The sequence below is a fragment of the Pseudemcibacter sp. genome (genome assembly GCF_965661635.1).
Lineage (GTDB): Bacteria > Pseudomonadota > Alphaproteobacteria > Sphingomonadales > Emcibacteraceae > Pseudemcibacter.
In genome coordinates this window covers 32339-50946 of record NZ_CBFIEP010000145.1, presented here as the reverse complement: position 1 = coordinate 50946, position 18608 = coordinate 32339, and the positions used below count along the sequence as shown (strand labels likewise).

Sequence of the window (18608 nt, the reverse complement as noted above, 5' to 3'; positions counted from 1 at the left end):
TAAAAAGTGAATATGAGGGAATAAAATGAGACAAGATCAAAATAGGCGTGATTTCATAAAATTGGCAAGCACAGTTTCTGCAGGTGTTGTCTTAACGGGAACTGCGGCCACAATTACGAAAGCGCAAGAAAGTGATATAGCTGGACCTCTACCGCAAACAGTTGAAGATCAGTTTGATACTTGGGTGGAATTAAATATTGATAATCTAAATCATAATATATCCGAAGTACGTAAAAAAATTGATGGGCGTCCGATTATGGCTGTTATTAAATGTAATGCTTATGGTCATGGTCTCATTGAAATTGCCAAGTCAATGGAGTTAAAGGGAATTAGCCATTTTGCTGTTGTAAAAATGGATGAAGCGGAACACTTAAGGCACAATGGTATAGAAGGTATGGTTTTAAACCTTGGCCCATTTTCTGCACGTGATGCCAGAACGGCCATTACACATAATATTAGCCAATCCGTCTTTTCGGATGCGGTTGACATATTAAATGAAGAAGCTGTGAAATTAAATCGTATTGCGAAAGTTCATATTAAAATTGATACAGGGCTCGGGCGAGTAGGGGTGCCTTATAAAATTGCTGATGCCTTTGTCGAGAAAGTCGCCGCGCTTTCACATATTGAAATTGAAGGTGTTTTGACGGCCATGACTGAAGATGCCGATTTTAATCCCATCCAAATTAAAAGATTAAATTCTATCTATGATACTGCAAAAGCCAAGGGGATTGATTTAGGAGTGCGTCACGCTGCATCAAGCGCCGAAGTGGATCATAATCCCGGCTCACATTTAGATATGGTGAGACCAGGGAGCGCCCTTGTTGGTTTAGAGCCAATGCCAAATATGGATATTAGGCCTGTTCTAGGTGTTAAGACGAGAATTATTTATGTGAAAGACATGGAACCGGGCGATTCAATTGGGTATCACCAAGCTTATAAAATTGAAAAACCAATGCGGGTCGCCACATTGCCGCTTGGGTATTCAGATGGCTTTGCCCTAAGCAGCGTAAATAATGCTAATGTCCTTATTAAGGGTAAGAAATACCCTATGATTGCTCTTATCACGGCCAATCATATTTCAATTGATGTTACAGGTTCGGATGATATCGAAATAGGAGATATTGTTACTATCATTGGGAAAGATGGTGATGAAGAGATCACCAATACAGAATATTCCAATCAAACTGGGGGGCATGCCTATCACACGGCCAATTGCTTGAAACCCTATCTTACGCGATTAAAGGTTTAAATTAAATCCATGGTTTTAAAACTGCTGTGGCCGCCTTTGGAAATTATGAGACGGTCATGAAGCATCACACCTAATTGCTTTCCGGCTTCTGCTATTTTCTTAGTCATATCAATGTCTTCGCGGCTTGGTGTTGGGTCACCGCTAGGGTGGTTATGTACCAGTATAATCGCGCTTGACCCTAATTCTAATGCACGTTTGATAATCTCACGTGGATATACGGGCGTGTGGTCAATTGTTCCCTCTTGCATTTTTTCATCGGCAATTAATCTATTCTGTCGATCAAGAAAAAGCACACGGAATTGCTCGTTCTTTTTATAGGCTATTTGTGACGTACAATAATTTATAAGTGCTTGCCAATTGCTAAGCACTGGTTTTTCCATAACTTTGCCTTGCGATAGCATTTGTGCACTCGCTTCCGCGAGTTTTAATGCCGTTACGACATTTTCGCCTACACCATTAAATTCCATTAGTCTTTCCGGTGAGGCACTAATGACTTCGGCGTAAGAACCAAATTCCGAAATAAGTGATTTTGCGAGTGGTTTTACATCACGTCTTGGAATGGCCATCATTAATAAAAGTTCGAGAAGTTCATAATCGGCGAGTGCTTTTACACCGCCTTTTCTAAAGCGTGTTTTTAAACGCTCTCTATGACCTTTCTTATGCTCATCAGACATAAGGGGGCTTAGTATGACCCTCTGGTGATAGAGTGAAAATCTCTACTCCATCAGCGGTCACCCCCATACTATGTTCAAACTGCGCCGAAAGCGATTTATCGCGCGTTACGGCAGTCCAGTCATCAGATAGAACTTTTACTTCTTTAGTGCCAAGATTAATCATTGGCTCAATTGTAAAGAACATGCCTTCTTTGATGACGGCGCCTTCACCTTTTCGGCCATAATGCAGAACATTTGGACTATCGTGAAAAATGCGCCCAAGGCCGTGGCCACAAAATACTTCCACTACACTGCATCTTTGACTATATGCATATTCTTGAATGGCATAGCCGATATCACCCATTGTATTACCGGGCTTAACTTGATCGATACCGCGCATGAGGCATTCATAAGTAATGTCAACCAGTCGCTTTGCTTTAACATTTGGTGGGCCAACATAAAACATGCGGCTCGTATCGCCGTACCAGCCATCAACAATAACGGTGACATCGATATTAATAATATCGCCTTTTTTAAGTTTTTTAGGTCCGGGTATGCCATGACAAACAACATGATTGATCGATGTACAGATGGATTTTGGAAAGCCATTATAATTAAGAGGGGCACTAATGGCACCATGATCCGCGACAAAATCAGCGCAAATTTTATCCAGCTCGTCAGTACTGACGCCCGGCACGACAAGAGGTGTTATCATATCAAGAGTGCGCGCCGCCAAATTTCCAGCTTTTCGCATGCCTTCAAAATCTTGAGGATCATGAATTTTAATTGCGCTCGTTGCTTCGACCGGTGCATCAGATGCTTTTATATATCTCATTATTCTTCCAAAATGGGGATACTATGATCCACCTTTATACCTGATGGTGTAACTGTACAAATATAACAATATGCTTCAACACCGTTTTCTTTTGCCATCTTTAACGCATCTGCATAAGCGGGGTCAATGTCTGATGCGACTTTGAATTTATTTATATCGGACCTTTGTGCCAAATATAACATGACACTGCGGCTGCCTTGATCAACCATGTCTTTCAATTCATTTAAATGCTTTGTACCACGAGCTGTAACAGAATCAGGAAACTCAGCAAGTGCCGTTTCACGGCTTAATGTGACACTTTTGACTTCCACATAACAATCCGCATTTTCAGGATGATTACTTAAAAATAAATCAATACGGCTTTTTTGTCCGTATTTCATTTCTCTTCGCAAATCATCATACCCTTGTAATTCTGATATCGTGCCGTCAAGGATTGCTTCTTCAACCAATTTATTTGGCCAAGATGTGTTGATACTGACCATAGCACCGTCAGCTTTTACAATTTCCCATTTATAATCTAACTTTGCTTTAGGGTTTGTCGCGGGTGACAACCAAACTTCATTGCCTTCATCTTTTAATGAAAGCATTGATCCACTATTGGCACAATGAGCGGTGACAATTTCGCCATTATCCAATTTTATATCGGCCAGGAATCTCTTATATCGTTTAATTAAAGTTCCATGGAAAAGTTCGTGTTCATATTTCATATCTTAGGATATAGTATTATTTTAATGTTTATTCAATTGAGTTGATAAAAAGAATGGTAAAAAAAGTTACTGCTGCCCTCATCATTATTGGTGATGAAATCTTATCCGGCCGAACCAAAGACGCGAATTTAAATCATTTAGCCAAATGGTTAGGAAGCATGGGCGTTATTTTAGATGAAGTCCGCGTCATTCCCGATGTCGCTGAACGTATTCAGAAAACGGTAAATGAATATCGTGCTACTTTTAATTATGTGTTTACGACGGGAGGTATCGGACCCACACATGATGACATTACAGCTGAAAATGTAGCGCGTGCATTTGGTGTTGATTTTTTATTGAATGAAGAGGCAAAGAAGCTACTTGAAGATAAAATGGGAAAAGAAAATATGACGCCAGAACGTTTAAGAATGGCAATGATCCCTGATGGCGCAACCTTAATTAAAAACCCTGTTAGTGCAGCACCGGGCTTTCAAATGGGAAATGTATTTGTGCTCGCTGGAATTCCAGCAGTTATGCAAAGCATGTTGCAAGACTTAGAAGATCGTATTACAGGTGGGCCAAAAATTACATCAAAATCAATACATGTTTTTCATGGAGAAAGTAAATTCGCAAATATCCTTTCTGAAGTAGAGACGACTTTTGAACATTTAACTATTGGTAGTTATCCTTTTTATAAAGAAGGGGCTTATGGTGCTACATTCGTTATTCGATCAGCAATTGAAGAAAATGTTGATCAAGCACTAAATAGTTTAAAAGAAAAAATCATTGGATTGGGATACGAATATTTTGCTGGAGAAGCTCCAAAGTAAAATCAATTTCGCCGAGTCTTTACTTTTTTGATGAAATCTTGAAGAAAATTGCCAAAAAAGACAAAAAAATGAAAAAAATGAAAACTGGTGGTTCCATTCGTTAAAATAATGTGGCATACCCTTTTATCGATTTACCAATCACGTTTCAATTGTGCGCTCGTGGTGAAATTGGTAAACACAGCAGACTTAAAATCTGCCGCCTTCACGGGCTTGCCGGTTCAAGTCCGGCCGAGCGCACCACCTACCTTAACTAATTGAAATAAAACAATAAAATATCTTTTTATGTGCTCTTTAAGCCAATTGTTAATTAGACAATGGTTTTAATTATGATTTCGTGAACTATATGCGATGCATTTTTTTCTAGAAAATTTTTATTGTTCAAATTTTAGAAAAATTAATATGAAGATTGTAGAATTGTTAAGAATTTTTAATGTTTTAATTGAATTGATATATTGAACTCTCTGGAATATAAGGATTTTTAGATTTTGTTAACCTTATCGTTTTAGACTTTGTTAGTAAAAAATATAAGAAAATAATAACATTACGTAAAATTGCAGTAAGCAAAAAGCGTAGGGATTAGTTGGAAAGTTATGAACGAGAATCTTTCATCAGCAGGCTTGATCAAACTGGCTCAGGATAGCACCAAAGGGTCTAAAGAAGCCCTTATGGAAAATATCACTGATATGTTCCTATCTCCTGATGGGCGTTTGAATGATCATGAACGCGTTTTGATGAACGATATAATGGTTAAACTTCTTAAGAACGTTGAAAAGAAAATCCGTAAAGGATTATCTGAGAGATTAGCCGAATCTGATGAGATTTCTATTGAACTAGTGACTATGCTTGCAAATGATCACATTGAGGTTGCAAGACCAGTTTTAGAGAAAAGTGCACTTTTAAAAGATGAAGATCTTGTTGAAACGATTCGCAATAGAACGGATTCTCATCGTTTATCAATTGCCATACGTGAACATGTAAGTGAAACTGTTTCTGATGAACTGATTGAACATGGAAACGAAGATGTTATTGAAGCTCTAATTCAAAATTCAAATGCCGAACTTTCAAAAGCATCCATGGATTATTTAGTACAAGAATCGCGATCAGTAGACCGATTCCAAGAACCACTGCTTAATCGAAACGATCTTTCATTTGAACTTGTACATAAAATGTATTGGTGGGTTTCAGCTGCACTTCGCCGAAAAATTGTCGCGGAATTTGATATTGATGAAACCTTACTGGATGATGCATTAGAAGATGCAACCAAGGAAGTCATTGAAAAACATAATGAAAAAGAAGGGGTCATGGAAAAGGTAATCCTTCTGGTCAAAAATTTGGATAGCCAAAGAAAATTAAATTTTGATTTTGTTGTTACCTCTCTTAGGCAGCAAAAAATTAATGTTGCTGTAGCAGCACTTGCTGAGTTGAGCGGACTTGGTGTAAAAATAATATGGCGAGTGATAAGAGAAAAGAATGATGAAGGACTTGCTGTAATTTCAAGAGCGATAGGATTAGAGAAGAGCCAATTTTCAACGATGTTTCTTTTGATCCTGCAAGCCAACAGTGGACCAAAAGCAAGATCGACATCAATCTTGAATACGATGTTAAATTTATATGATAGAATAAAACCAGATAATGCAAAGGCGGCCGTAAAATATTGGCAACGCGATTATCATTATCAGGAAGCACAAATGTTATTACAGGACGCATGCTAAGCCAAACCATGCTCCACACATTACTGGGATAGGAAAGTAAAGTGCAAAACAAGAATAATATAACGAACAAAACGATCATACCGTTGGAAATCGTCGAGAAGCTTAGGGCGGAAAAGCTTGTCAAAAATCAGCTTGAAAGAAGCGATAACCCAACAGTAAAAGATCAAATTCATATGCTTCTGGCAAAAATGAAGTTCGATGAAAATGTTCCTCTTTATGTTTCTACTATCAAAGGTGAATTGGTGTTTGTTAATGATGGCTATCGTGCGCTTGTGAGTGATAGTGAATCGATAAACGGCATGGTGCATCATCCGCGCGGCGAATATACTCTCCCGGCTAGCCTTTTATCAATTTTAAACTAAGTACAGTTAACGCGTAGTAGCGTAACGGTAGAAGAAACAATACATATTCATGGTAATATGCGTCAGTATCGTTCTCGTCATTTTCCTATTTGTGACGATCAAGGGTATGTCATCGCGATTGGTGGTACATATACGGATTGTACTGAACAATATAAAGCGAGTAACTCAGAAGACGCGAGTATTACTGAACAACGCTATCGTGACTTTGCGCGTGCAACGTCAGACTGGTATTGGGAAGTTGATAAATCATTTAACCTCACATATTTGTCGAACCGTTTTACAGCGATCACTGGTGTGCCATCATTCTTGATAATGGGTAAGCGTCTTGATGATGTCGGAAATCTTTTAGAGGGATTTGAAGGTGGCGAAGTTAAATGTACATCATTTATGAAAAAGAATGCCCCCTTTAGGGATCAACTTATGGTCTTAAAAGATCAAGATGATGAGAATATCTATATTTATCTAAGCGGTGTGCCATTATTTGATGTTCAATCCGGTGAGTTCCAAGGATTTAGGGGGGCAGGAACCGATGTTACCGATAGCCATAAATCGAAAGTTAAAGCAGAAAAAGTTCAAAAAACACTTAATGAAACACTTAACGATTTAAAAGATAAACGTGCAAAATTAGATGTGGCCACAAAGCAAGCTGAGGAAGCACTTGAAGCCAAGGGAGATTTTCTTGCGGCTATGAGCCACGAATTAAGAACACCACTTAACGCAATCATTGGATTTGCTGAAACCATGACAATGCAAGCATTTGGTGAACTTAATGACCAATATATTTCTTACAGTAACGACATCATGAATGCCGGCCGACATTTGCTTCATCTTATTAATGATATTCTTGATGTTGCTGTGCTTGAAAGTGGGAAAATCCAACTTGAAACAGAAGACGTATCACTGCGAGAAGTAGTGGAAACAGCACGTAATATGGTTGTGATTAACGCAGATAAAAAAGAAATTGATATCAGTGAATTAAGTATAACTGATGATATAAATATTTATGCTGATACGCGCCGCATTACTCAAGTATTCGTAAACCTAATGAGCAATGCTGTGAAATTTACGCCGGAAGGTGGTAAAATTGGTATTAGAACGAAATTGTTTGCTGAGAATGTCATCGCTGTAAGTGTTTGGGACACAGGTATCGGAATATCACCAGAACAACAAGACCTTGTATTTGAAAAATTCCATCAAGACCGCGGTCATATTTATGCGAGAAAAGAAGAAGGTACCGGACTTGGATTACATATTTCAAAGCACCTCGCACGCCAAATGGGTGGAGATGTGATCTTGAAAAGTGAAGTCGGTGAGGGATCTGAATTTACGGTGTTAATCCCGCTTACTAAATAATTCAGCTAATAAACTGTTCATTTAGAATACGTTCTTCAAGTGTATGTTCTTTATCAAATAAAAGCTTTTTAGAATGTGACGTATCTTGCTCAACGGATACTGTTCTTACGTTACGCACTTCGATAGTATCAGCTACCGCACTTACTGGCCTTTTGTTTGGATCACATGCTTCGAATACAACTTTTGCACTTTGTGAAAGAAGTGCTCCACGCCAACGGCGTGGTCGAAATGCGCTTATGGGCGTAAGGGCAAGAATATTTGCATGCATTGGTATAATTGGACCATGAGCAGATAGGTTATAAGCAGTACTTCCAGCAGGTGTAGAAAGCAAGACACCATCGCAAACGAGCTCTTCTAATCTAAGTTTGTCGTCGATATATATTTTGATTTTTGCTGCTTGGCGTGTTTCTCTTAATAATGAAATTTCATTAAATGCGATTGCATCCGTTTTGTTACCATCAATATCGATGGCTTCCATCCTAAGAGGATGCAGTTGGAAAGGAATGGCTTTGGATACACGCTCCAGAAGATTATCCGTATCATATTGATTAAGAAGAAAGCCAACTGTACCTAAATTCATTCCGAAAATAGGTTTATTTACTTCAATCAGTTCATGAAATAAATGTAGCATATAACCGTCACCACCAAGGGCGACAATGACGTCAGCTTTGTTAATATCTACAAAATCATATAATTTTCGAAGTGCTGAAGCGGATTCTACAGCAAGTTCATTGTGGCTATTCACCAAAGCAAGTTTAATGTCAGTTTTCGACATAATACGCCAATCTTAGAAATTAATACAGGATTAGAATATAGGCGTGCGAGCGGAATCTTCAACCCATTTGTGTAAAATGAGTTTAGCGCGCTGCTCGTTTGTGTTCACAAATTGATTATATGTATGCTTGATTTCTTCTTTACTTAGCTCGGTATCCATCATTTTTGCTTCACGGGTTAAGCGAAAAATAGTTAGAAAAACCGATTTATCAATGCGTGCAGCGCAACAAGCAATAGCCAGGGCAGCTGGACCACGATTATATAAAATATTACACATGATTTCATCAGGAATATTTAAGATTTCTGCAAAAGCAAGTTCAAATAGGCGTGTATTTCCTTGACGCAGACTTTTCATCAAAAAAGAAATGTGTAGTTTGTCTGCTTTTTTAAGCTTAGATATTAGAGCGACTTCAGGTTCAATATTAGGACTTGAAAGGTCATCTTCTTCTTTTAACTCATTGATGCTTTCTTCAAGGACACCTTCAAGCTCATCAGCATCAAAGTCATGAATTTTAAGAAGCTCGCTCTTAAGCGACATGGATATCCAACTATACATGCGTGCTGCGATGTCTTTTGGTAAATCTTCGCGTCTTACGAGTGGCGGTTGAAGGACTTCTCTGACTTTCGCTTTTTCGATAATTTTTTCAATCGTGTCATTGTCAATCTTTGCTTCTTGATTTGTCAGAAGCGTCACAATTACATTATCATCGTTTGTACTCACTAATTCTCTGCAGACATCAGCAGATAGCATTTTACGTGACGCAATGCTCATTTGATGTTGGCGAGATCGACGTTGAATAATTTTTATAAGATCTTTATCTGTAAGAAGAGTGTTCTGAATAAGAATAGGGTTTGCGACTTCAATTTCATCATTAGCAAGCAGTATAATAAGTTCAGCAGGAACATCAGAACGATCAGCAAGTTTTAATGATAATTTTTTACGAATATTTATTTCAATATCTGAAATAATCGTGCTCAGAATGTCCATCATCAAGTCAATTTCAGTAACTGAAATTTGTTGATGTTGGGCTTCGATTAAATCCGTAATACCATCAAATAATTCCGCTCGAGCTTCTTTGCTACTATTGTGAGCTAGAACCATTAATTTCGCGATTTCTTCGCCGGTTGAATTCTCTGTTTCACTCATTGTTTACACACCAGATAACCTCATTTATTTCCACATAAATTGAAGGCTTTTAAAGTCTTTTTTATTCTTATGGAAAACTATAAAGGTAAAAGGTTAAGAAAATACATCTTTTCAAAATAAAATAGAAAAAAGTTATATAATTATAAAAAGTTCAGATTATTCAATAATGTCTAGTGCTGTATCTTCTATTTCAGAGAGAGTTCTTAAGACGGCAGCATTCGCTTTGTATGCGTTTTTAGCTTTAATAAGCTCTGAAAATTCAATGGCTGGTTCAATATTTGGAATATTAACAAAACTCTCTTCATTGGAAACGGGATTATAAGGACTAAAAACGGTTAAAGAAGAAGGACTTACAGGCACGTGCGTTGCCGTCACTCCGCCATTTTTAAGTGAAGAATTGACCGTTTTTTGCGGAACATATGCTCGAGATGCCTGTAACGTAGCCGTATTACGGTCACCTCCTACAGGTAAAGACGTATTATATGCATTCGCGATATTATTTGCGGCCGTATTGGCGCGCTTCAACGCTGCAAGTAATCCAGATAGACTTGTGTTAATTCCATTTATCATGCGAAAATTATATACTGCACTTTCTAATCATTAATTAAGGATTAGGAAAAATTTTAACTATTAGGGGTTTTATTAGCGATTTTTGCCAGTGCTTTTGAAAGGTTTAATGAACCGAGTAATCTATTTTCAACTTTCGACCATTTTCGAACATAAACCAATTTATGATCTGGACGTAATTTTGTCACCGAGCCTTGTTTGGTTAGAAAAACGATCAAGCCAGGTGGATTTGGGAACTTCGAATTTCTAAAAGAAATAATTGCACCCTTTGGGCCTGTCTCAATTTTTTCTATACATGCAATTTTACAATATTGTTTAATTTCTATAACTTTTAATAAGTGCTCGACTTCTTCTGGTAATGACCCAAATCGATCAATTAATTCTCCACCAAAAGCATCGATATCATTTCTATTTTTCAACTCAGCAATTCTTCTATAAAGGGACATTCTTAGATTTAAATCTTTAACGAAGCGTTCAGGTATCATAACAGATGCACCCACATTTATTTGAGGGGACCATGCTCCTTCTGCATCATCATCATTGGCAGAAGATTTCGCCTGAACGACTGCCTCTTCGAGCATTTGTTGATAAAGTTCAATACCAACCTCTTTGATATGCCCGGATTGCTCATCGCCTAATAAATTACCCGCGCCACGTATATCAAGATCGTGACTAGCAAGTGTAAAACCCGCGCCTAACGTATCGAGTGTTTGTAGTACATTTAATCTTTTTTCAGCTTGTGGCGTAGGAATGCGTCTTGGTGGTAAGGTCAAATAAGCATAGGCGCGAACTTTAGACCGGCCAACCCGGCCACGTAATTGATAAAGTTGTGCAAGACCGTAATTATCAGCACGATGAATAATCATCGTATTTGCCGTTGGAATATCAAGGCCGCTTTCAACAATAGTCGTAGAAAGAAGGACATCATATGCACCATCATAAAAAGCATTCATAATATCTTCAATTTGCCCGGGTGACATTTGCCCATGTGCCATAACAACTTTTACTTCTGGGACGGTTTCTTTTAAAAATTCATGAATTTCTTTAAGGTCAGAAATCCGGGGGCAAACATAAAAACTTTGTCCACCACGGTAATGTTCACGAAGAAGCGCTTCACGAATAACCAAATCATCCATCGGTAGAACAAATGTTCTCACTGCTAATCTGTCAACAGGAGGAGTAGCAATGAGACTAAGGCCTTGAATACCGCTCATGGCAAGCTGTAATGTCCTTGGAATTGGTGTCGCAGTTAATGTTAAAACATGAACATTGCTCTTTAATTTTTTCAATTGTTCTTTATGACCAACACCAAAATGTTGTTCTTCATCAATAATGAGAAGGCCTAAATTATTAAAATTAATCGTTTTCCCAAGTACAGCATGAGTGCCTACAACAATTTCACAATCACCTTTTGATAACTCTTCTTTTGTAAGTTTTTGTTCTTTTGCCGTTACTAACCGTGATAAGTGGCCAACTTTAATATTAAATCCGCGAAAGCGTTCTGAAAAAGTTTTATAATGTTGTCGCGCAAGCAAGGTGGTGGGGGCGACAATCGCGACTTGGAAGCCTTCCATAACGGCAAGAAATGCCGTTCTTAAGGCGACTTCCGTTTTACCGAACCCAACATCGCCGCAAATCAATCGATCCATAGGGCGACCACTAGAAAGGTCTTCTATTACATCGCCTATAGCATTTAATTGATCATCTGTTTCTGAATAAGGGAAACGTGCGCAAAATTCGTTATATAAACCATCAGCGGGTTTTATAACTTCCCCTTTACGTAGGGCACGCTCTGCAGCAACTTTTATTAATTCATCCGCCATTTCTCGGATACGTTTTTTAAGTTTAGCTTTGCGGCCTTGCCATGCTAGACCACCAAGCTTATCGAGTTTTCCGTCACTGTCTTCGTTACCGTACCGGCTTAAAACTTCAATATTTTCAACGGGAACGTAAAGTTTATCACCACCATGATAAGTGAGAAGAACGCAATCATGTGCGGCTCCACCAACATCAATTGTTTTAAGTCCAACATATCGACCAATACCATGGTCCATATGGATCACTAGATCCCCCGGCGTTAATGCGGAAGCTTCAGAAATAAAGTTTTCTGCTTTGCGCGTGCGTCTAACTTTTCTAATAAGTCTATCACCAAGAATATCTTGCTCGGAAATAATCGCGAACTTATCAGTTTCAAAACCATGCTCTAGCGGTAAAATTATAAGACCGATCGTATCACGGGGTAGCCGCTTTGCACTTTTCCAACTGTCTAATAACTTATAGCGCGACATTCCATGATCATTTAGCACTGCACTTAGGCGGTCACGTGCACCGATACTATAACTTGCGAGATATATTTTCTTGCCCGCTTCTTGTTTCGCAACGATATGCTTTCTAAGCGCGTCATAAATATTGATTTTTTTATCATTACGTTCCGGTGCAAAATTGCGACCTTGTGACCCTTTATAAGAACGGGTGTTTTTAGCGGGTGGTACTTCAAATGGGTTAAACTGATGAAAATTTAATTGATCAGAATAATCGTTCCATTCAGCCGCACTCATAAATAACTGTTCCGGCGGAACTGGTTTATAAGGAGCGATTGTATCTGTTTTATTAGGGGCTTCTGAATAGGCGGTTTTACGAGATAGATAATAATCGGATATAGCACTTAAGCGTGTTTCTAAGGCTTCGGTACTGAGATTATCCATTGTAATTAAAGGTGCATTTAGATAATCGAAAATAGTTTCAAGTTTCTCATGAAAAAACGGCAACCAATGTTCCATACCAGCATGTTTGCGGCCATCTGTTACGGCTTCATAAAGAGGGTCATTGCCACGTGCAGGGCCAAATTCGGTGACATATTTGCGTCTGAAGCAACTTATTGATTTATCATCAAGAAAAATTTCCCCCATTGGAACAAGCTTAATACCGTCTATCTTGGTGTCGGTCCTTTGGCTAACAGGGTCAAATAACTTTATTGTATCAACCTCATCACCCCAAAGATCAATTCGTACGGGTTTTTTATTACCAGGTGGAAAAATATCAATAATACTGCCGCGAATGGCATAATCACCATGGTCAACTACAGTACTGGATCTGCTATATCCGTTATGGGTTAAATAATTTGTCAGGTTACCAATATTAATGGTGCTGCCAATTTTAGCTGTGAAACTTGCATTTTTAATGATCTCTTTACAGGGAATATGCTGTGTGACGGCATTAATGGTACTGATGATAATTTGTTTTTTATCAGTTGGATTTAAGATATTCATAAGGGCGGTCATACGCCGTGCTAGAATGTCAGGATTTGGGGATACCCTATCATAGGGTAGGCAGTCCCATGCTGGAAACGTAATAACGTTAGCTTCAGGAAAATAAAACTGAACAAGTTCAGCTATATTTTCCATGCGCAAATCATCACGTGCGATATGCATTAATGGACGGTTTGCATTAACTGAATTTGCAATTTCAGCAATTATAAGTGCGTCCATACCTTCTGGTACGTTGCTTAAAGTTAACGAGGTGTTTTCTTCTGAAATATCGTTCACTTTAATATCTTGATATAATCAATGGATTTTAACATTGTCATGACATCATGATCATAATGTTCTGGTGCGGGGCGATCATTTGTTATCCAGGCGACAAGATCAGAATCAGCTTCGCGAAGCAACGTTTCATATTTATCAAGTTGCTCGTCTGTCATATCATGTAAAAATTGATCGGCGAATGAGCCCAATAAAATATCGGCTTCTTTTATACCGCGGTGCCAGCTTCGGAATTTAAGCCGTTTTTTACGGATATCGATACTTTCGTTTTTATCTATTTGTCCTTCGATAAAACCGGGTGTGTTAAAACGTGTCACTTAACTTCTCATTCATCAATTGATAAGGTATGTTATGTGTATATAAAAATATGTTTGAAATGAAAACAATTAAACCTAAAAAAAGACAAACCTAATGCGACCGGAAATTTTATATCCTTTATTTGCTGATACGGAAACTCTTCCAGGGGTAGGCGCGCGTATCGCAAAAAATTTGGAAAAAGTAGCTGGCAGTAAGATCATTGATCTCTTATGGCATATGCCTTTAGACGTAATTGATAGACGTAATAGCCCAGCCTTAAAAGATATTCTTTTCGATCAAATCGTCACGGTTGAAATTACCGTCGGAAAACATGAAGGTGTACAAGGGAAAGGCCGTAAACCCTATCGGGTATGGTGTCATGATGATACGGGATCGATGCAATTAATATTCTTTCACCCGAGACGGGATTATATTTTACAGCAATTACCAGAAGGCGAAAATCGACTGATTAGCGGAAAAGTTGAAATCTATAATGGTGCTCTTCAAATGAGCCACCCAGAATATATAATGCCAATTAATAAAAGAAACGAAATTCCGCATATTGAACCCATATATCCATTGACTGCCGGGGTAAGCGGTAAAGTTATGGCACGCATAATTGGCGAGGCAACTAAAAAGGCGAAACCGTTACCAGAGTGGTTAGATCAAAGTCTTTTGGATCGCGAGAAATGGTTGAATTGGTATGATGCTTTAATTGATATGCATCATCCCAAGAATAAAGAAGACACCTTCAGTGATGCTCCTTCACGAATAAGATTGGCCTATGATGAAATACTAGCAAATCAACTTGCATTAGAAATAATGCGTAGACAAACTAAGAAGAAAAAAGGTCGGGTAATGGCATCTAATGATAGTTTAACTAAGCAAGTGATTGATCAGCTTCCTTACGCCTTAACCAATGCCCAACTAAGGTCTATTGATGAAATAAAAAAGGACATGGAGGATCCTTCAGCGATGATGAGGTTACTTCAGGGGGATGTGGGCAGTGGCAAGACAGTTGTTGCGCTTATCTCTATGTTGGTTGCCGTTGAAAATAATGCGCAAGCTGCAATCCTCGCACCAACTGAGATTTTAGCAAGGCAACATTTTGATAGCTTGTCAGAAATGACAAGTGGTCTTGATATCAATGTCGCAATTTTAACAGGGCGCGATAAAGGAAAAACGAGAGAGGCTTTACTTTCTAAATTAGCGAAGGGCGAGATTGATATATTAATTGGTACACATGCAATATTTCAAAAAGACGTTATTTATAATGATCTCGCAATGGCAGTTATAGATGAGCAACATCGATTTGGCGTAGAGCAGAGAATGGCTCTTTCGGCGAAAGGGAAAAAGGGTGTTGGTATGGATCTTCTTGCCATGACAGCAACCCCAATTCCGCGAACTTTAACGTTGACCGTTTATGGTGATATGGATGTCTCAAGACTTGATGAAAAGCCGCCAGGGCGAACGCCTGTTGATACCCGCGTTATGTCATTAACCCGAATAGATGATATTGTTGGCGCTGCATGTCGTGCTATTCAAGATGGTGCTAGGCTTTATTGGGTATGCCCACTCGTGGAGGAATCGGAAGTACTTGACTTAGCCGCCGCAGAGGAAAGGTATCGTCATTTATCCCAAATATTTGGCGATCGTGTTGGTCTTGTCCATGGAAAGATGAAATCAAAAGATAAAGATGAAGTAATGCAGCGGTTTTCAAATGGTGAAATTGATATTTTGGTTGCTACCACGGTTATTGAGGTGGGCGTTAATGTTCCTGAAGCTACTGTTATGATTATTGAACATGCGGAACGTTTTGGTCTTTCACAACTTCATCAACTTAGGGGACGTGTCGGACGCGGGGCTGATAAATCAACGTGTCTTTTATTATATGGTCAAACACTTGGAAAAACAGCGAAAGCGCGATTAACCATCATGCGTGAAACCGAGGACGGGTTTATTATAGCTGAAGAGGATTTGAAATTAAGAGGCGCGGGCGAAGTGTTAGGTACACGTCAAAGCGGATTACCAAAGTTCAGAGTGGCAAGCCTTGAAGAACATCATCATTTAATTCCAATGGCACGTGATGATGCACGATTGATTTTGGAAAAAGACATGGATCTTACGTCTGAGCGTGGAAAGAACTTAAGGATTTTATTATATCTTTTTGAAAGAGATGAAGGTGTGCGCTACCTTAATTCTGGATAAAAACATCATAACGGGTTGATTTACCAGTTATCTGATGAGATGGCATTCTAAGTCCTTGAATAGAGTCTGCTTTCATAGGCCATTTTAACACCACACGTTTTTTTGCATGGTTTAAGGCAATCTCAATCAATTCTTTCGCATCTGGATCTGTACCGACAATTTCTCGTATGAGACGCATTTCTTTTTTCACGAGCGCAGATTTCTTTCGTTCTGGGTGCATGGGATCGACCAAAATGACGTCTGGCTCTAATGTAGGGATAATATCTTTCGCATCTCCATAAAGCAGGGTCATGCGATCAATTATTTCTCTATATTCGTCACTGGCATTTCGTGCCTTATCTAATCCTAGTTTTAAATGCTGATGCATTTCTTTATTTCGTTCGATTAATGTGACGTGTAACCCCAATGATGCGAGTAAAAAACTGTCTCTACCTAATCCTGCGGTGGCATCAACCACAATTGGATTAATGCCGGTTTTTAAACCAATTGCTTTTGGAAGTGCTTGTCCGCGTCCGCAGCCAGATCGAAAGCGATGACCTACTGGACCCCCAACAAAATCACAAACAAGCGTTTCTTGAATTTTTTTAGCCATTTTTCTTAGGCAAATCTTCAGGATTTACGAGGCCAGCAGAGATGACGTATTTGGCGCCTTGATCTGGAGTCATATCTAAATAAATCAAATCTTTTTTAGGGGCAAATAACAAGAACCCAGATGTTGGATTTGGTGTTGTGGGTAGAAATAAATTGACCACTTCATCTTCCATTCGTCCTTGAATTTCGCTCGTATTTTCGCCAGAAACAAACGCAATTGCCCATAGGCCTGGTCTAGGGTACTCGACCAGAACAACATCACTGAAACTTTTGGCTTCCTGTGATATAACCGTTTCAAATATTTGTTTTAATGTACTATAAACACTACGAATAACTGGCATGCGGTCAACAAATTTCTCTCCAAATCTAAGCAATGCTCGCCCAAAAAGGTTAGCGGTTAATGCCCCTAATATGATCAGGAAAACGACAACCCCGACAAGGCCAAGACCAGGAATAGAAAACGGTAAATATGTTTCAGGGTTATATGCATTTGGAATGAGTGGTTTTACACTTTCATCAACAAAAGTGATGAACCACCAACCAATGTAGATCGTAATACCAATTGGTGAAGCCACAACAAGTCCTGTAAGAAAATAATTTCTAAGGCGATGAAAAAGGCTTACTTTTTTCGGAGGTTCTATTATTTCGGTCATTTATAAATCTTTTTGATAAAGTCTGTATGTTTTATATTTTACGCAGCCAATGCTTTCTAACAATTTAGAGAGACGTGTATTTTCCTCTAGTACCCAAGAAAGTTCGGCTTGTTCACAGCCAATTTTAATGGCACTTTGTCGGCAAGCTTCAAATAGCCCAAATGACATGATACCACTTAAACGGCTATTCTGATATTCTGTTCTAACTCCCATCAAAGGAACCCTTACGGTTTTGAAACTAGGTTTTATTTTCAGTCTCCATAGGAGTTTAAATATACCAAATGGGAATAATTTTCCGTTTAAGTCTCTTATGATTTCGTTGATATTAGGCAGAGTTACCATCATCGCTTGCGGTACACCATCAATTTCTGCAATATAGGTGAAGTCTTCTCGGATAATCATTTTTAGTTCTTTAACCGCGTGATCAAGTTCAGCTTCAGTAAATGGAATATATTTCCAGTTTTCAATCCAGGCATCATTAAAAATATCTAGAATGATTTTTAATTCTTCTTCATATTTATCCATATTGATAGGGCGAAATTTTACCTGACCTTTATCAACAGCCCGATCAACCAATTTTTGTATCGTAGGTGGAAGGATAGGGTCGCTGATATCAAGGGTATAAGCCCAAGTATCTTTAACACTCGATAAACCATAATTGTGGACCAGCTTTTCATAATAGGGGCGTGCATGGGCCATAAGAAGGCGGGGTGGTGTATCAAATCCTTCAACGAGCATACCTGTTTCTTCGTTAATGGAAAGGCTAAAGGGGCCAATAACCTCGATCATTCCATTTTCTTTTAACCACGAACAGGCAGTGTCAAACAGAGCATTGGCAACGTCTTGATCATCAATACAATCAAAAAAGCCATAATGTCCGGTTTTAACGCCATGCTGCGGTTCTACAAGCTCATCTATTTGAGCACTAATTCGTCCTACCGGCATACCGTTTTTATAAGCGATCCATAACCGCACATCCGCATGAAGAAAATATGGATTTTTTTTCTCATCAATTATATCCATACGTTCCATGATAAGCGGTGGAACCCAATTTGGATCATCTTTGAAGATATCCCACAGTAGCGTAACAAAAATCTTGCGATCTTTTTTGCTCAGAACGGGTTTTATTTCAATTGAATGTGAAGACAC

The 18608-nt window shown here is 38.7% G+C and carries 17 protein-coding genes and 1 tRNA gene; 7 read left to right on the top strand and 11 right to left on the bottom strand.

Features of this window, described 5'->3' with window-relative positions; translation table 11 throughout:
- Window positions 1-25: 25 nt before the first annotated feature.
- Window positions 26-1249, top strand: a complete 1224-nt coding sequence (gene alr / locus ACTF6W_RS09565) for an alanine racemase (protein WP_438994313.1) — start codon at window positions 26-28, stop codon at window positions 1247-1249.
- Here the strand turns inward: alr and radC are convergent.
- Genes radC through sfsA form a run of 3 tightly spaced genes read right to left on the bottom strand, consistent with a single transcriptional unit; the run spans window position 1246 to window position 3444 of the window.
- Entirely contained in the window at window positions 1246-1923 is a 678-nt protein-coding gene (radC, locus tag ACTF6W_RS09560; RefSeq protein ID WP_438994312.1) for a RadC family protein, read from the bottom strand. The genes alr and radC overlap by 4 nt on opposite strands.
- A complete protein-coding gene (gene map / locus ACTF6W_RS09555; protein ID WP_438994311.1) occupies window positions 1916-2737 on the bottom strand; it encodes a type I methionyl aminopeptidase in 822 nt (273 codons plus the stop codon). Before map ends, radC begins: the two co-directional genes overlap by 8 nt.
- A complete protein-coding gene (gene sfsA, locus ACTF6W_RS09550; RefSeq protein ID WP_438994310.1) occupies window positions 2737-3444 on the bottom strand; it encodes a DNA/RNA nuclease SfsA in 708 nt (235 codons plus the stop codon). Before sfsA ends, map begins: the two co-directional genes overlap by 1 nt.
- A gap of 53 nt (window positions 3445-3497) precedes the next feature.
- Here sfsA and ACTF6W_RS09545 point away from each other — a divergent pair, with 53 nt between their 5' ends.
- The 5 genes from ACTF6W_RS09545 to ACTF6W_RS09525 all read left to right on the top strand — a co-directional run bounded on the left by ACTF6W_RS09545 (window position 3498) and on the right by ACTF6W_RS09525 (window position 7680).
- Window positions 3498-4253: a competence/damage-inducible protein A gene (locus ACTF6W_RS09545; RefSeq protein ID WP_438994309.1), complete on the top strand. Its 756-nt coding sequence runs from the start codon at window positions 3498-3500 to the stop codon at window positions 4251-4253.
- A gap of 153 nt (window positions 4254-4406) precedes the next feature.
- Window positions 4407-4493, top strand: a tRNA-Leu gene (locus ACTF6W_RS09540).
- Window positions 4494-4843: 350 nt separating this feature from the next.
- Complete coding sequence (locus tag ACTF6W_RS09535) at window positions 4844-5965, top strand: DUF2336 domain-containing protein (protein WP_438994308.1); 1122 nt, start codon at window positions 4844-4846, stop codon at window positions 5963-5965.
- A gap of 41 nt (window positions 5966-6006) precedes the next feature.
- The gene (locus tag ACTF6W_RS09530; protein ID WP_438994307.1) at window positions 6007-6327 is read left to right on the top strand and encodes a hypothetical protein; all 321 of its coding nucleotides are present in this window, start codon (window positions 6007-6009) and stop codon (window positions 6325-6327) included.
- A gap of 57 nt (window positions 6328-6384) precedes the next feature.
- A complete protein-coding gene (locus ACTF6W_RS09525) occupies window positions 6385-7680 on the top strand; it encodes an ATP-binding protein (protein ID WP_438994306.1) in 1296 nt (431 codons plus the stop codon).
- Window position 7681: 1 nt separating this feature from the next.
- Here ACTF6W_RS09525 and ACTF6W_RS09520 read toward each other — a convergent pair whose 3' ends face one another.
- From ACTF6W_RS09520 to ACTF6W_RS09500, 5 genes are all read right to left on the bottom strand, one after another.
- Window positions 7682-8455 (bottom strand): NAD kinase, encoded by a 774-nt coding sequence (locus tag ACTF6W_RS09520; RefSeq protein WP_438994305.1) that lies wholly within the window; start codon window positions 8453-8455, stop codon window positions 7682-7684.
- Window positions 8456-8485: 30 nt separating this feature from the next.
- Window positions 8486-9601 carry a DUF2336 domain-containing protein gene (locus ACTF6W_RS09515; RefSeq protein ID WP_438994304.1) on the bottom strand — a complete coding sequence of 372 codons (1116 nt, stop codon included), beginning with the start codon at window positions 9599-9601 and terminating at the stop codon, window positions 8486-8488.
- 156 nt (window positions 9602-9757) lie between these two features.
- Window positions 9758-10171 carry a flagellar basal body rod C-terminal domain-containing protein gene (locus ACTF6W_RS09510; RefSeq protein WP_438994303.1) on the bottom strand — a complete coding sequence of 138 codons (414 nt, stop codon included), beginning with the start codon at window positions 10169-10171 and terminating at the stop codon, window positions 9758-9760.
- A gap of 53 nt (window positions 10172-10224) precedes the next feature.
- Complete coding sequence (gene mfd / locus ACTF6W_RS09505; protein ID WP_438994345.1) at window positions 10225-13656, bottom strand: transcription-repair coupling factor; 3432 nt, start codon at window positions 13654-13656, stop codon at window positions 10225-10227.
- Window positions 13657-13709: 53 nt separating this feature from the next.
- Window positions 13710-14027 (bottom strand): succinate dehydrogenase assembly factor 2, encoded by a 318-nt coding sequence (locus ACTF6W_RS09500; RefSeq protein ID WP_438994302.1) that lies wholly within the window; start codon window positions 14025-14027, stop codon window positions 13710-13712.
- 94 nt (window positions 14028-14121) lie between these two features.
- Here ACTF6W_RS09500 and recG point away from each other — a divergent pair, with 94 nt between their 5' ends.
- Window positions 14122-16215, top strand: coding sequence for an ATP-dependent DNA helicase RecG (gene recG / locus ACTF6W_RS09495; protein WP_438994301.1), 2094 nt, complete (start codon window positions 14122-14124; stop codon window positions 16213-16215).
- Here the strand turns inward: recG and ACTF6W_RS09490 are convergent.
- From ACTF6W_RS09490 to ACTF6W_RS09480, 3 genes are read right to left on the bottom strand one after another with little or no spacing between them, the layout of a single operon-like run.
- Window positions 16202-16807 (bottom strand): class I SAM-dependent methyltransferase, encoded by a 606-nt coding sequence (locus ACTF6W_RS09490; RefSeq protein ID WP_438994300.1) that lies wholly within the window; start codon window positions 16805-16807, stop codon window positions 16202-16204. The two genes, recG and ACTF6W_RS09490, sit on opposite strands and share 14 nt — an antisense overlap.
- Window positions 16800-17459, bottom strand: a complete 660-nt coding sequence (locus ACTF6W_RS09485) for a DUF502 domain-containing protein (protein ID WP_438994299.1) — start codon at window positions 17457-17459, stop codon at window positions 16800-16802. The genes ACTF6W_RS09490 and ACTF6W_RS09485 overlap by 8 nt, the downstream gene beginning before the upstream one ends.
- Complete coding sequence (locus tag ACTF6W_RS09480; RefSeq protein WP_438994298.1) at window positions 17460-18608, bottom strand: hypothetical protein; 1149 nt, start codon at window positions 18606-18608, stop codon at window positions 17460-17462.

What these genes read in the sequence shown, in the direction of transcription:
- ACTF6W_RS09515 (WP_438994304.1), bottom strand. Translation starts at nt 9,601, where the DNA reads ATGAGTGAAACAGAGAATTCAACCGGCGAAGAAATCGCGAAATTAATG.
- ACTF6W_RS09510 (WP_438994303.1), bottom strand. Translation starts at nt 10,171, where the DNA reads ATGATAAATGGAATTAACACAAGTCTATCTGGATTACTTGCAGCGTTG.
- ACTF6W_RS09535 (WP_438994308.1), top strand. Translation starts at nt 4,844, where the DNA reads ATGAACGAGAATCTTTCATCAGCAGGCTTGATCAAACTGGCTCAGGAT.
- ACTF6W_RS09520 (WP_438994305.1), bottom strand. Translation starts at nt 8,455, where the DNA reads ATGTCGAAAACTGACATTAAACTTGCTTTGGTGAATAGCCACAATGAA.
- ACTF6W_RS09485 (WP_438994299.1), bottom strand. Translation starts at nt 17,459, where the DNA reads ATGACCGAAATAATAGAACCTCCGAAAAAAGTAAGCCTTTTTCATCGC.
- map (WP_438994311.1), bottom strand. Translation starts at nt 2,737, where the DNA reads ATGAGATATATAAAAGCATCTGATGCACCGGTCGAAGCAACGAGCGCA.
- ACTF6W_RS09545 (WP_438994309.1), top strand. Translation starts at nt 3,498, where the DNA reads ATGGTAAAAAAAGTTACTGCTGCCCTCATCATTATTGGTGATGAAATC.
- mfd (WP_438994345.1), bottom strand. Translation starts at nt 13,656, where the DNA reads ATGGACGCACTTATAATTGCTGAAATTGCAAATTCAGTTAATGCAAAC.
- radC (WP_438994312.1), bottom strand. Translation starts at nt 1,923, where the DNA reads ATGTCTGATGAGCATAAGAAAGGTCATAGAGAGCGTTTAAAAACACGC.
- recG (WP_438994301.1), top strand. Translation starts at nt 14,122, where the DNA reads ATGCGACCGGAAATTTTATATCCTTTATTTGCTGATACGGAAACTCTT.
- ACTF6W_RS09490 (WP_438994300.1), bottom strand. Translation starts at nt 16,807, where the DNA reads ATGGCTAAAAAAATTCAAGAAACGCTTGTTTGTGATTTTGTTGGGGGT.
- ACTF6W_RS09525 (WP_438994306.1), top strand. Translation starts at nt 6,385, where the DNA reads ATGCGTCAGTATCGTTCTCGTCATTTTCCTATTTGTGACGATCAAGGG.
- alr (WP_438994313.1), top strand. Translation starts at nt 26, where the DNA reads ATGAGACAAGATCAAAATAGGCGTGATTTCATAAAATTGGCAAGCACA.
- sfsA (WP_438994310.1), bottom strand. Translation starts at nt 3,444, where the DNA reads ATGAAATATGAACACGAACTTTTCCATGGAACTTTAATTAAACGATAT.